This is a genomic window from Synechococcus sp. R60.1 (assembly GCF_047461835.1).
Taxonomy (GTDB): Bacteria; Cyanobacteriota; Cyanobacteriia; order Thermostichales; family Thermostichaceae; genus Thermostichus.
This window is the reverse complement of sequence record NZ_JANSIA010000083.1, coordinates 1-13,954: the sequence shown is the minus strand read 5'-3', so window position 1 is coordinate 13,954 and position 13,954 is coordinate 1. Positions and strand designations below refer to the sequence as shown.

Sequence of the window (13,954 nt, the reverse complement as noted above, 5' to 3'; positions counted from 1 at the left end):
ATGACTTTTGCCAAACCGCCTAAAGCTCAGTAAATTCAGCAAAGTTCAGGGTTTTGGGGGTTAGAGGCATGCTCTGCTGTTATTGCAGGCGGGAATAAGGGCGGGGATAGGGCTTGCGCATCTGTCGAGCCAGGTACACCTGAAAGGTTTGCGCCACCGCCCCTGCCCGCACCAGGGGAACCTCGGCCACAGGCTCGATTTGGGCAAAGTAGTCGCCATAGGTGGCTGGGATCCCTGCCCTCGGCTGGAACAGCTTGGAAGTGATGAGCAGCCCATCCTGCCCCAGCCAGTCCTGCGGCTGCGACCAAAAGGCAAAGCCCCGCAAATCTGCATCCAGGCAGGTCAGAGGCTTGTCCGTCAGCGGAGCCAGGGCCATGGCGATCTGACCGCCCAAAAAATAGACATTGGTAAAAACGAACTCTGCCTCCTCAAGGGCTTGAGCCAGGTGGGGATCCGTCCGAAACCGCTGCCGCAACTGCTCAATTTCAATGAGCTGAGTAGAGGGATCCTGCTCCACGGGCCACAGGCCCAGCCCGCCAGGAGCCTGCAGCAGGCCATAGCGCACATGGGCCAGCCCCACCCCCACCACCAAGCTGACCATCACCGCCGTCCCCACTAAGGTTCGCTTCGCTCCCGGCCACCGTTCCCAGAAGGATCCCAGCAGCAGCGTCAGCACCCAAAACCCCGGCATGGGCCAGGTGGGCAAGATGGGCCGGTAGCCTCCCATCAAGGTAAAGGCCAACACCAGCGGTAATCCACAGGCCAGGATCAAAAGGTGCTTGAGCTCTTCATCCGTCAGCCGCATCCCGCGGAGAATCTGCAGGGCCACCCGACCCGTCCCTGCCAAACTCGCCCACCCCAAAGGGATCCCCAAGCTGGGGAACAGGTAAAAGATTTCAGAAAGGATCGTCAGCCCCAGCGCTTGCAGTTGATACCCTGCCTCCGGCACCGCCCGCCCCGCCTGAAAGCGAAAGGAGACCCAATCCTGCTGGGCGTTCCAGAGCAGCACCGGGCTGAAGGCCAGCACAAAACCCAGCACCGCCAGCACCGTCCATCCTGACCTTAGGGCGCAGCGATGAACTGGGCTGAGCAGACAAAAGAGTACCAGGCCGAACCCCAAAGCCAAGCCGTGGTACTTCCCCAAGCAGGCCAGCCCCACCAAGAGACCTATGAGCGCTAGCCTAGGCCCTGGCCGATAGCGAGCCGCCCCATAGACAGCCAATTTCCCCTGCCCCAAAGGAGCCGGAAAAAACTCCTGAGCGGCCACCCACAAGGTTGCTGCCGTAAAAAAGATCAGCGGGCTATCCGGCAAGGTCAGCACCCCAAACCCAATCCAAAGGATGGGCGCGATGCTGATAGCCGCCAAGCTGATCAGTCCTGCCCGATCAGAGAAAAGGCGTGCTCCGGTGTAGTAAAGGAGTAGGGAAGAGCCACAATACAGCAGCAGGGATCCCAGTCGAATAGAAAAAGCCGACACCTGGCCGGTCAAGGCAGGCCCCAAGCCCGTTGTCCAGGCCACCAGCGGCGGATGGTCAAAATAGCTCCAATCCAGATGGCGGGTGTAGAGGTAGTAGTAGGCTTCGTCAAAGCCCGGCGGCAAAAGGGCAGCCACCAGGCCCCGCATGAACAAGCCCAACCCCAGGATTAGCCAAACCGCTCTAGGCAATGGAGGGGATCCCTATGGGCAGATGGACAGATCTAACTTACCTTGAATACCTCTCGGGGCTACGTCCCTCTAGCACTATGACTTTGTTTCCCGCAAAAAAATGACCGGACACCCCAAAAATTGACCCAGCTTCTCGGCCTCTGCCCGCGCCTCTGATTCACTGTCATCACAAAGCGCCAGGAAGAGGTTTTAAATCAAGCAAGTTAAAGGTTTGAGCTGTTGAATGTACGCAAGTGAGTTGGGTTTTTCATGTCCTCCCAGTTTCTTTTGAATGTGATTTAAAACTGTGGATCCAAGTGCGAAAAGTCTGAGGACTTGCCCGCACCTAATTCATGTTCTGAGGTATTATGTTATCTCCAATACCTCTAAAATGTCCTGGCTGCTTTTCGGGATCCCAAGGTCTTTCCCAGAAGCTGTGGGGTGGCATAACAGTGGGATGAGCGCCAAACTAGCGGTGGTGCTTATGTGAGGATTGCAATGGAAGGCAGACCTAGGGCTAGGGTAGGGCGGCCTGTGCCGAAATCTCTGGAGACAAGGCAAAATGGCCGGCAACTTGCTCAACGGCGCCGACGCAGAGGTTCTTGGATCCCTTCACCGCGAAGCTCTAGGCAGTGGGGAACAACGCTGGGATGGCTCTTGGGGGATCGGATCCCGACGGCCCGCCAGCTTGACTTTCGCGCCGGCATGACCGGACTGGCTTTGATCATCGCCCTATTTGTAACAGGAGCACGTCTGGTTTATTTGCAACATCAACAGGCACCCCTATTGCAGCAGCGAGCCGAAGCCCAGCAGAGAGCCCAGCTAAGACCTTTCATTCCTCGTCGCTCAATTGTGGATCGTCATTCTATTGCCAAGCAGCAGGCAGAATTGCTGGCCGTAGATCGCCCCGTCTATACTCTCTGGGCCCATCCCCGCCTCTTTGGCAAACGCACTCCAGAGGAAATGGCCACCGCTCTTGCTCCCCTGTTGCGGCGTCCAGTAGAGCAACTGGCGCAGCGGCTATCGGCCAATCAGGCAGTGCGGGTGGAGCGCTGGGTATCCCAGGAGGTGGCAGATCAAATTCAGGCTCTGCATCTGGATGGCCTGGAGCTGGTGAGCGAGCGGCAACGCGTTTACCCCCAAAAAGAGATGGCCGCTGAGGTGGTGGGCTATGTGGATCTGGATCATCAGGGCCAAGCGGGAGTCGAATATTCCCGACAAGAGCTGCTGGAGCGTACTGTTCAGCCTGTTACTATTCCTCGCGATGGCTACGGACGACTGTTGGCTGCCGAGGTGCCGGAAGGGCTGCTGCAATCTGGCGAGACGGTGCTGCAACTTACCCTAGATATGCGCCTGCAAAGAGCTGCCCGCGCTGCCCTGAAAGCCCAACTGCAACGGTTTCGAGCGCTGCGGGGTACGGTGATCATCTTGCAGCCCCACACGGGGGAGATTTTGGCTCTGGTGAGCGAGCCCACCTATGACCCCAACCGCTACTTTGAGTATGACCCCGGTCTTTTTCGCAACTGGGCCGTAACGGATTTGTATGAGCCGGGATCCACCTTCAAGCCCATCAACATTGCCATTGGGTTGGATGCTGGAGCCTTTACAGCAGATGAACGGGTCTATGACGAGGGTCGGATTCTCATCGGTCAGTGGCCCATTCAAAATTACGACTACCACCAGCGAGGGGCCCATGGCTGGATGAGCGTCACGGATATCCTGCGGCAATCCAGCAATGTGGGCATGGTACATCTAATGCGCAAGCTGGATCCCCGCCAGTACTACAATGCCTTGGTGCGGCTGGGGTTCAACGAGCGCAGTGGCGTGGATTTGCCCTTTGAGCCGGCCAGCCGTTTGAAACCGCTGCGACAGTTTGTTACGGTGCCGGTGGAGCGGGCCACTGTCGCTTTCGGCCAGGGGCTGGCCCTCACTCCTCTACAGTTGGCTGCCATGCACTGCATCATTGCCAATGGCGGACTGAAAGTACAGCCCCATGTGGTGCGAGGCTTGGTGGAAAAGGATACGGATACTCTGGTTTGGGGATCCCCGCAGCCGCAGCCGGTGCGGGTACTATCCGAGCAAGCCACGCTGGCAGTGCGTATCCAAATGCGGGATGTGGTGGACTTTGGCACGGGGCAATCGGCCAAGATCGAGGGGTATGAGATCGCTGGCAAAACCGGCACTGCCCAGAAAGCCGGGCCACGGGGGGGCTATTTGCCCGGCAAGCGCATCACCAGTTTTGTGGGCTATTTCCCGGCCATTCGCCCCAATTACGTGATCTTGGCGGTGATCGACGAGCCGCAGGGGGAAGATGCCTTCGGCTCGACGACGGCTGCTCCCGTTGTTCGCTCGGTCATCCAGGAGATCATCGCCCTAGAGGGGATCCGCCCTAACTCTACTTAGCGCAGCCATAGGAACAAGGGGCGAAGGTGGATGCCAAAGGGGGCCCAGACAGTGAGGAAATGAGCGAAATGCCCATACCTCCGGATTGGCTCTTCCTGGAAAAAGCCATACTCAAGACTGGCCACCCACAGAGTCCGACTTAACCTCTGCACTCCTCCAGCTCAGCTTGGAGTTGAGGTAGAAGTTCCAGAATACAACAATACCGATGGCAATTAAGTTGGCCAACAAATAATGAATGCCCAAGCGCTCGCTCAGCAAGGTCACCAGTGAAGTGTTGAGAACCAAGCCAATTAAGCAGATAACGTTAAACTTCGCCAACCGCTTCAGGCGATTCCAGGGCCCCGGCTGCAAGCGGGTCACATGGCGAAAAGTCCACAGGTCGTTCCAGAGGAAGTTATTGAGAATGGCCACCTCCGAAGCAACCAGCTTACTGGTTATGAGATCCCATCCTAAGTTGGTGGGATCGTGCAAAACATAGAGCAAAGCCATGTCCACCAAGGTGCCGGATAGGCCAACCGTGCTGAAGCGCAAAAAGGATCCCACCTGCCCTAGCGAAAAGCGCAGCACCATCAGGTGGTGGAGATATTGGAGACAAGTTTGCAGTTGGATTTTGCTCTCCCCGTTTTGGCGCTCCTGAAAGATGTAGCCGACTTCAGCAATGGTTTTCACCCGGCCCCGCGCCAGCACCTCGATCAGCAGCTTGTAACCCTTGGGGTTGAGCGGGATCCCGGCAATGGCTTGGCGTCTGACCAGGAACAGTCCGCTCAACGGATCGGAAACACGGCTGAAGATCCCTGGCAGCAGAGCCAACCCGATCCATTGGGCCCCACGGGAGACGATGCGTCGGCCCAAGCTCCAGTGGCTCACCCCCCCCGACTCCGCATAGCGGCTGCCCACCGCCAGATCTGCCCCCTTCTGGATGAGCAGCCACAATTTGAGGATGATCTCCGGCGGATGCTGCAAATCCCCATCCATAACCCCCAGCACCTCTCCGCAGGCAGCCTGCCATCCTCGCACCACTGCTGTAGCCAGGCCCCGTTCCCGCTGCCGGCAGATAACGCTGAGTTGGGGAAACTCCTCCTGCAGCTCCTGGGCCAACTTGGCGGTGTGATCCGGGCTGTTGTCATCCACCACAATCAGCTCATAGGCCCCCGGTAGAATCGTGTCGAGGTGGGCGCACAATTGTCTGACCAAGCTGCCAATGCTAGAGGCTTCGTTGTAGGTGGGAATGACCAGCGAAAGTTGCACAGGGCTGGGGCAAGACAAAGGCGGGATCTGAAGAGGGACTACAGGGGGATGGGTGGATGAAGCAGGAGCTGCATAAGGCATAAAGACTCAGTCCCGCTGACGCGAACAGCAGGCCATCCAAAAACAATGAAACAAAGACTCTCAGCCCAGGGCTGCAGATCCCAGGACTGCCTTGGTTCACATTGGATCCACAGAACGATCCCCTATCGTACTGATCGATGAGCCGCAGGGCTAGACCTTTCTCCACCTACTTAGCTTCTGAGGACTCCGTCTCACTGACGCGAACGGGAGAGGTCACCTGGCTAAGGGGATCCCGTAGAGGGGCTCATCAACACCGGGATCTGGGCCTGAGCAGAAGGAGTCTCAGGCAGCGAGGGGGCAGGGGTGAAACTGGGATAAGGAATGCGCTCGTGGTTGGATTCCCGCCAGACCTCCACAAAAGCGTCCGCCACCACCTCCAAATCCTCCAGCGTCAGCCCACTGTCAACCAACTGGCCATCTTGCCAGCGGGCCTGGGCAATTTTGCGGACAACAGCCTTTGCCCGCTCGACCACATCGGGGCCGAAGCCATCGCTCAAGGTCATACTGCGCAGGGCGGCTTCACAGGCATCGGCCATCATCACCACCCCCGTCTCCTTGCTCTGGGGGATCGGGCCATCGTAGCGGAACGGTTCTTCGGGCACCGGCTGATCCCCGGCTTTCATCTGGGCTTGATGGTAAAAGTAGGCAATCAGAATTGTGCCCTGGTGCTCAGGGATAAACGCCTGGACGGCGGTAGGCAGGTTGTATTGCTTGGCCAGGCGCAGGCCATCGCTGACGTGGGCCTTGATGATCTGAGCGCTGCGATAGGGATCGTCCAGTTGGGCGTGGGGGTTGAGGCTGCCCATCTGGTTCTCGATGAAGTAGCGGGCCTGCAACATCTTGCCGATGTCATGGTAGAGGGTGCCGGTGCGCACCAGCTCCACGTTGAGGTTCAGCTTTTGGGCAGCCCGTTCTGCCAAAGTGGCCACAAACAGAGTGTGCTGAAAGGTGCCGGGGGCCTCTGCAGCCAGTCGCCGCAACAGGGTGCGATTGGGATTGCTCAACTCGATCAGACGAATGGGGGTGGCTAAGTCAAATAGGCGCTCCAGGTAGGGGCTGGCTCCCAGGGCAACAATGCTCCATCCCAAGCTGGTTCCCCCTGCCAAAGCCATGGCCAACAGGTCGATGCCACCGGTGGTGGCCAAGCTAACCGCCCCGTAGGCCAGCATCTGCACCGCTGCCGCTCCTCCTCCCAACAAGGCCAGCTCTTCGCGGGAACGGGAACGCCCGGCCAGGGCAGAGGCCACCACGCTGCCGGACAACAAGGGCACGACGGTGAGCAGGTTGACAGGGGAGACCAAGGGCAAAAACAGCGCCTGGCCTACCACCACCACCAAGCCCAGCCCTGCCCCGTAAAAACTGCCCAGCAACAGCCCCACTGCCGGCAGGGAGCTGAACTCCAGCTTGAACAAGGCCGCCAAAAGGGGAGCGGTCAGGGAAACTATGAGGATCAACACCCGATCCCGGCGGCGCAACCCTGGCCGCAAGCGTTGCTGCAGAGGCACAAAGACAGCCAGGCCCAGGCCCATCACGCCGGCCACCCCCACCAAGCCCCAGACGTTGATCCCGCGCTGGGTGAGCCCAAAGTGGTCCAAGATGAGAAAAATTTCGGGAGTGATGAGCTGATCTGCTCGCACGATCACCTGGTTCTCGGCAACCGAGATCAGAACCGGCTCGACTTTTTCCAGCTCGGCGCGGATGCGCTGCTCGGTGCGCTGGGGATCCACCTCCACGTTGGGAATGAGCACCTGCTGCAGCCACTGATAGACCAGGGCCTGCAGCTCCTGTCGTTGGGCGGCGCTGCCCGGAAAAATCAAATCGTCCAGTTGGGCTTGGATCCCTTCGGCGCGAACTTCGCGGGGCAGGCCATCCACAATCCCTATCTTCTGCAGGCGCTCCAAGACCCGCCGGCTCAAGGTTTGCAAATGCTGCCAATCCGCATCTGCCAAATTGAGAACGGTGGCCGGGACAGGGGGGGTGAGCTGCTCCAGAGCCGGCAAAGCTGCCCGATAGCGCTGCTGCGCCGCTTCCACCTGGGCAATTAGCTGAGTATAGGGATCCGTCGCCGCCATCTGGGTGGCCGATCCGTCCAACCAGACCCGCTGCCAAACCTCGACAAGCTCTTGCTTGGCCCGCTGCTCCGGAGGAAGCTGCTCCGGTCGCCCCGAAGAAGGCTCTTCCAAAGGAGATGGGGTGGCTCCGCGGATGGCCTCTTGTCGGACGCGAGCCTGAAGGAGTTCCCACTCCTCTGGGGAAAGCTGGCGCAGGTAGATCTGCGTTGGCAGAGACAGCAACTGGACAGAAACATAGGGCAGAGGCCCTGCCTCTTGTCGGATGGCCTCCACCTCAGCCAGGAGAGCCTCCAGATTTTGCCGCATGCTGTCGTTGGCGGTGCTGTTGATTTTGAGGGCCTGCGCCACCCGCCGCCGCGCCTCAGCTTGTCGGGCCTGGGTAGCCTCCACATCTTCAATCTCCGCCGCAGCAGGGGCAAGAAACGTCTGCGGGGAGCGGCTGCCGACGGTCAGTTGTGGTTCGTTGTAGTAGCGGATCCCGTGGACGGCAGTGAGGGAGAGAAGCGCTATGGCATAGCCGGCAACCCGTTCCGAAAGGGGGGGCCTGCTCTTTCGAGGGGAAGCTGCCTGGCGTCGCCGAGTCCAGTGTTCCGCGTTCGCGTCGGTGGCGCGAAGGGCTTTGGGCGTGAGCGGGTTTTTCATGGATTGGCCTGGCAGCGTCTTTCTCTTTTCTATCCCCTTTTGGCCGGGTAGCCCAGGAAGAGGATCTCAATCGCCGATGGTAATCTGCCCAATCATGCCCGCCTCAGCGTGGCCGGGGATGGTGCAAACCAGAGAATAGACCCCAGATTTCAGAGGAATAAATTGCCACTCCACCGAAGCGCCTGGCTTCAGCTCCAGTTCTCGGATCTGGCCCTTAATTTCCACGCCGGCCACTTCCAACTTACGGGTCCAAACGGCATCGGCAAAATCTTTGGCGCTGAAATAATGTTTCAATTGGCTGGGGTTGCTCAGGCGAAGACGGTAGAGGCTGCCGTTGCGAAAAGACAGTTCCTTGGGCACAAACACCAACTGATTGTCGGCAGTACCCAACTCAATAACCTTCTCCTGCGGCGTTTGTCTGGAGAGCTCCCGCGCCTGCGCCAGGCCAGGGATCCCAATCATGAGAACCGATAGCCAAATTCCCAACACCAGGAAACGACAGAACCTGCTTAACATGGCAACAGCATGGAATCAAAAACTCTCTCCCGCTGAGGGGAGTAGCTTGGAAACTCAAGATAGCAGCTCGAGCGGTGGGTGGAGAGATTTTGCCGCTGCGGCTGTCTAGCCCTCTACATCCGTGTAGAGCCGCACAGTTAGGGCTTCCCCTCCGTCTTCGGGTATTTCGCCCCTCATTTCAAGGGCTACCGCAGCGACGTAGCCACCGGCAACCTGAAGCGGTAAGGTCACCCAGCGGGAGTCCCCGTCCAAAGCTCTGGAGCCGGCCAGACCCCTGCCTGTTCCCTTCAGGAGCGCCTCTTTTTGTGTCCACATTTGGAAGAAGAGGGCATCTCGCTCTGGAGCTGGACAGTTGGCCAAACGGACTTGCTCGGCAGCCGAAAAGTAGCGCTGGGCGATGCGCTGCCAGCGGGGCACAGGTCGAACCCATTCCAGATCCACTCCAATGCGGTATTGCCATCTCAGGCCGATCAGGACGCGCTCGTGGGAGTGGCTGAGGTTAAACTGCAGCGGCAGGGGTGGATCCCGCCAGTAGGGTTTGCCGGTAGAACTGTGGTCGAGGGGGATCCCCTGGGGCGGAATGCCGCTGTAGCGGCTAAGCAAGCTCCGCAACCCAAGACGACCGGCCAGAAAGCGGCGCCGATCTGCCGGCAGTTGTAAACGCTCTGCCCGCCGACATTCTTCAGGGGAAAGAAGGCCGAGCTGGGGGAGCAACTTCTCCAACGGGGGGACTGTCTGCAGCCAAAGATGCACCTCTGACTTTCCCGACAACGGCTGCAGGGATCCCCCTGTGGCGACTGCTACCTCGCTGAAGTTGGATCCAGACAACTCTGAAAACTGAGGATAGGGTAACATGGCCTTGAATTGGTGGAGTTGGCAACACCACCCAGACAGTACACCCTTTCCTGTACGCGCTCGCGAGACCTGGTCTGACCTGATGCCCTCCTTCCACTATCCCCCCCGTCCTGACCGTGTCCGCGCAGCTCGTCAGCAGGCTATTCGTCAGGGGATCTTCTGGCTGTTGTTGGGGTTCACGGCTGTGTTGGCGGGTTCTGCCGGTGCCCTCCTGGCCGTGATGTTGCCCCGTCAGGTGATCCCAACTTCCCTCACACCTGCAGAACAAGAAGCCTTCCGTCCCGATGCCTTACGGGCTGCGGCTCTGGATCGCTCGTTGCATATCCTCATTCTCGGCACGGACAACCCGGATCCCACCCTGCCCTTGCCCACAGAGCGAGATCGCTTCCACACCCGCAGCGACACCATTCTCTTGGCCCGCTTTGATCCCCAGGCGCGGCGGATTACCGTTTTGTCCATCCCCCGCGACACTCGTGTGCGCTTGCCTGGCTTTGGTGTGGCCAAGATCAATGCTGCCAACTTGGCAGGAGGCCCGGCGCTGACGGCTCAGGTGGTCAGCCACTTGATGGGTGGGATCCCGATTGACCGCTACATTCGCCTCAATACCGACGCTCTGGAAGAGCTGATCGACGCGGTGGGCGGCGTGGAAATCTACGTGCCGGAACCGATGCAGTACGCAGATCACACCCAGCAGTTGTTCATCCACCTGGAGCCCGGCTGGCAACGCCTCAATGGAGAACAAGCCCACCACTTTGCCCGCTTCCGCCGCGATCACCTGGGATTGGGGGATATCGGTCGGGTGCAACGGCAACAGGAATTGCTGCGGGCCCTGAGCCGGGAACTGCTCTCCCCTGCTGTCTGGCCGCGGATCCCGAAGATTTTGCAGGTCGTCCGCACCAACCTCGATACCAACCTCACCTGGGAAGAGGTTCTGAGCTTGGCCAAGTTTGTCCTCACCTCTGGGGGCGATCGCATCGACCTGGTGCTGCTGCCGGGCCGCTTCAGTCAGCCGGGAGAATTCTCCACCAGCTACTGGCTGCCGGATCCAGCCGGGATCCGACGGGTGGCCGTCTCCCACTTTGGCCTGGAGGCAGAGGTAGCCCGCATTCCTCCACACCGCCTGCGCATAGCCGTGCAAAACGCAACCGGAGAGCCGGGGATGGCCCGCCGTATGGTGCAGGAATTGGTGAGGCAAGGATACGTCCATGCTTTTGCTGTGGAAGACAGCACCCAGGTGCTGCAGCAAACGGAGATCCTCGCCCAGAGCGGGGATCGCGAAGGAGCCAAACAGATCCGCGCCGCCATTGGCCTGGGAGAAGTGCGGGTAGAATCTACTGGCGTTCTCAACTCCGACGTCACCATTCGGATCGGCCAGGATTGGGCCCAACAACTTGCTTTGGATGAAGCGCTCCGCACCACTGATGGGAACGGCCAAGCCCAAGCTCCGCCCGGAGCAGCTCAGCTCTAGAGAGCCGGTTCGGTTGCGAGTGCGGATTTCCGAAAAAGAGCCTGCTTGTCGGGGACTTTTCGGTCTCTGTAGATTAGCACTGAGCTTGTTTGAGTGCTGAGCCACCTATGACCGTGCTGGAACAGGGATCCATCACCATCCACACCGAGAACATCTTTCCCATCATCAAGCAGTCTCTCTACTCGGATCGAGAGATCTTCTTGCGGGAGCTGATCTCCAATGCTGCTGATGCCATCACCAAGCTGAAGATGGCCAGCCTTGCCGGCGAAGTGGCAGATCTCCCAGAGCCGGAGATTACGATTGCCCTCAACAAGGAGGCCAAGACCTTAGCAGTGGCCGATAACGGCATTGGCATGACTGCCGAGGAAGTGAAAAAATACATCAACCAGGTGGCTTTTTCCAGCGCTGAAGAGTTCATTCAAAAGTACAAGGGCAAAGACGCAGAGCAAGCAATCATTGGCCACTTTGGTCTAGGATTCTACTCCTCTTTTATGGTGTCGCAGCGGGTGGAGATCGACACCCTCTCCTATCGGCCCGGCAGCACGCCGGTGAAGTGGGCTTGTGACGGCACCACTACTTTTACCCTCTCCGATTCTGAGCGCTCCAGCATCGGCACCACCGTTACCCTTTACATCACCCCCGAAAACGAAGAATACCTGGAGCCAAGCCGCATTCGGGAATTGGTTCGTAAATACTGCGATTTCATCCCCGTTCCCATCAAGTTAAACGGGGAAGTGATCAACAAGCAAAAGCCCCTGTGGAGAACCTCACCTTCCGAACTCAAAGATGAGGATTACCTAGAGTTTTATCGCTACCTCTATCCCTTTCAAGAGGATCCCCATTTCTGGGTGCACATCAACACCGACTATCCCTTCATCGTGCAAGGGATCCTCTATTTCCCCAAGTTGCGCCCGGATATTGATCCCACCAAGGGTCAAGTCAAGCTGTTCTGCAACCAAGTCTTTGTCCAAGATAACTGTGAGGAAGTTATCCCCAAGTTCCTCCTACCTCTGCGGGGGGCCATCGACAGTCCGGATATTCCCCTCAACGTCTCTCGCAGCTTCTTGCAAAATGACCGCACCGTAAGACGCATTGGGGATCACGTTGCCAAAAAGGTGGCGGATCGTCTCAATGAACTGTACAGGGAAGATTACGAAAAATACGTCAAGGTCTGGCCCGACATCAGCCTCTTTATGAAGTTTGGGGCGATGAACAACGACAAGTTCTTTGCCCAGATTAAGGATATTCTCATTTTCCGAGTGGCCGGATCCCCTGCTGACAAACCCGAATATGTGACCCTGAAAGCGTACCTGGAGCGCACCCGCGACAAGCAAAACAAGCGAGTTTACTACGCCACCGATGAGGCTGCCCAGAGTGCCTACATCGATCTCCACCGCTCTCAAGGACTGGAAGTGATCATGCTGGATAGCTGGATCGACAGCCACTTCAGCAGCTTTTTGGAGCGGGAATACAAAGAAGAAGGGATCCAATTTAAGCGGGTGGACTCTGAGCTGGATGAAACGCTGGTGGATAAAGACAAAGCCGCCGAAATTGTTGACCCGGTAACGCAAAAAACCCGCAGCCAAAAGTTGATCGATCTCTTCCGACAAGCCCTGGGCAAAGACAAGTTGCAGATCCAAGCAGAAGCCCTTAAATCGGAGTCGGTTCCGGCCATGATCTTGCTGCCGGAGACGCTGCGGCGCCTGCAGGAGCTCAACGCCGTCATCCAGCAAAAGCCGCTGGAGTTTCTGGAAGAGCACACCCTGGTTCTGAACACGGCCCATCCCCTCATCCAAAACCTGCAGTCTCTTGCCGATCAGGGTCGGGATCCCGACTTGGTTCGCCTCATCTGCAATCACATCTACGATCTGGCTTTGATTACCCAGAAAAGCTTTGACCCGGCAGCCGTGCGGGCCTTTGTGCAGCGTTCCAACGAAGTGCTGACTCGCCTCACCCGCCGTCAATAAGCAGCGCTGTCCAGGGTAGACTGCAGGGCTTCCGCTCCACCGGGCAGAGACGGACGGGATCCGGCCCCGTTGCCGCTGTGGCTGTAGCTGCCTTGGAGCACGGGGGCAACTTGGCGCATCAGAGTAGCCATCTCCAGGGCACTCATGGCGTATTCCCAACCTTTGTTGCTCTTGACCCCGGCCCGCTCCAGAGCCTGCTGCAGGGTATCGGCGGTGATGATCCCGAAAATAACCGGCACTCCGGTACGAAATCCTGCCGCCGCAATGCCTTTGGAGACCTCCGCCGCCACATAGTCGAAGTGGGGAGTTTGCCCGCGAATCACTGCCCCCAGGCAGATGATGGCGTCATAACGGCGAGATTGGGCCAGTTGGTGGGCCAGCAAAGGCACCTCAAAACTGCCGGGCACCCAGTAGTAGTCCACCTGCTTGCTCTCCGGGCCGACATCCACACCATGCCGCTTCAGCGCGTCCTGGCACCCTTCCAACAATTTGCCGGTGATTAGGTCGTTAAACCGACCGATGACGATGGCCAGACGCAGATCCTCCGTCTGAACAAAATTGCCCTCGTAAACTGCCATCTACGCTGCTCCAGATCTACCCAAGAGAAGAACAAGCGGGCCGACACGGCAAAACCACGCTTTCCCATCCTAATTCACTGAGGGAGCCACGGCGCAGACGCCCCGGCCTTCATGCCCAGAGGTACTGCTCGAAACGATGGCTTGCTGGCCCTCTTGGCATTCAACTTCCACCCCTTCCACCCCGCCTTGGCAACCATCTGGGCTGACTCAAAAGCGGGAAGGAACATCAACGGGTAATTGTTGGCCAGGGGAGAATTTTCCCATTGCTGCGCAACCCTGGGCGAATACAAATGGCGGTGTTTGTCTTCCTGGCCGTTTCTTTTGATAAAGATCTATTTTTGTGCGGAAAGACACACCTCTACCTGAGGCCAAGACCTAGCTTGGGTACATGACACAGCCGCTTTGTAAACTACCCGACCCTGACTGCTTCGCAGTACAGGGCGGGCTTAAGGCCTCCGGCCCGCTGGCGCGAACGGTAG

At 58.4% G+C, this 13,954-nt stretch carries 10 protein-coding genes; 4 read left to right on the top strand and 6 right to left on the bottom strand.

Translation table 11 applies throughout. The features are described 5' to 3' along the window. Positions 1-79 precede the first annotated feature (79 nt). Entirely contained in the window at positions 80-1,666 is a 1,587-nt protein-coding gene (locus NW834_RS11145; RefSeq protein ID WP_414418471.1) for an ArnT family glycosyltransferase, read from the bottom strand. Positions 1,667-2,207: 541 nt separating this feature from the next. Here NW834_RS11145 and NW834_RS11140 point away from each other — a divergent pair. Together NW834_RS11140 and NW834_RS11135 are read left to right on the top strand one after the other, a co-directional pair. After that, positions 2,208-2,354 (top strand): hypothetical protein, encoded by a 147-nt coding sequence (locus NW834_RS11140; RefSeq protein WP_414356597.1) that lies wholly within the window; start codon positions 2,208-2,210, stop codon positions 2,352-2,354. Continuing rightward, on the top strand, positions 2,303-4,048 hold the full coding sequence (locus tag NW834_RS11135; RefSeq protein ID WP_414356596.1) for a peptidoglycan D,D-transpeptidase FtsI family protein: 1,746 nt from the start codon (positions 2,303-2,305) through the stop codon (positions 4,046-4,048). Before NW834_RS11140 ends, NW834_RS11135 begins: the two co-directional genes overlap by 52 nt. A gap of 111 nt (positions 4,049-4,159) precedes the next feature. Here NW834_RS11135 and NW834_RS11130 read toward each other — a convergent pair whose 3' ends face one another. From NW834_RS11130 to NW834_RS11115, 4 genes are all read right to left on the bottom strand, one after another. Further along, complete coding sequence (locus NW834_RS11130; RefSeq protein ID WP_414418472.1) at positions 4,160-5,377, bottom strand: glycosyltransferase; 1,218 nt, start codon at positions 5,375-5,377, stop codon at positions 4,160-4,162. 221 nt (positions 5,378-5,598) lie between these two features. Beyond that, positions 5,599-8,091 (bottom strand): HD family phosphohydrolase, encoded by a 2,493-nt coding sequence (locus NW834_RS11125; protein ID WP_414418473.1) that lies wholly within the window; start codon positions 8,089-8,091, stop codon positions 5,599-5,601. Between the two features lie 66 nt (positions 8,092-8,157). Continuing rightward, positions 8,158-8,607, bottom strand: a complete 450-nt coding sequence (locus NW834_RS11120) for a plastocyanin/azurin family copper-binding protein (RefSeq protein ID WP_414426304.1) — start codon at positions 8,605-8,607, stop codon at positions 8,158-8,160. A gap of 105 nt (positions 8,608-8,712) precedes the next feature. Beyond that, the gene (locus NW834_RS11115; RefSeq protein ID WP_414418475.1) at positions 8,713-9,462 is read right to left on the bottom strand and encodes a 4'-phosphopantetheinyl transferase family protein; all 750 of its coding nucleotides are present in this window, start codon (positions 9,460-9,462) and stop codon (positions 8,713-8,715) included. Between NW834_RS11115 and NW834_RS11110 the strand changes: the two genes are divergently transcribed. Both NW834_RS11110 and htpG read left to right on the top strand, forming a co-directional pair. Beyond that, the gene (locus tag NW834_RS11110) at positions 9,461-10,930 is read left to right on the top strand and encodes an LCP family protein (protein WP_414418476.1); all 1,470 of its coding nucleotides are present in this window, start codon (positions 9,461-9,463) and stop codon (positions 10,928-10,930) included. The two genes, NW834_RS11115 and NW834_RS11110, sit on opposite strands and share 2 nt — an antisense overlap. Before the next feature lie 107 nt (positions 10,931-11,037). Further along, complete coding sequence (htpG, locus tag NW834_RS11105) at positions 11,038-12,897, top strand: molecular chaperone HtpG (RefSeq protein WP_414418477.1); 1,860 nt, start codon at positions 11,038-11,040, stop codon at positions 12,895-12,897. Here the strand turns inward: htpG and ribH are convergent. After that, complete coding sequence (gene ribH / locus NW834_RS11100) at positions 12,891-13,475, bottom strand: 6,7-dimethyl-8-ribityllumazine synthase (protein WP_414383161.1); 585 nt, start codon at positions 13,473-13,475, stop codon at positions 12,891-12,893. The genes htpG and ribH overlap by 7 nt on opposite strands. Positions 13,476-13,954 lie beyond the last annotated feature (479 nt).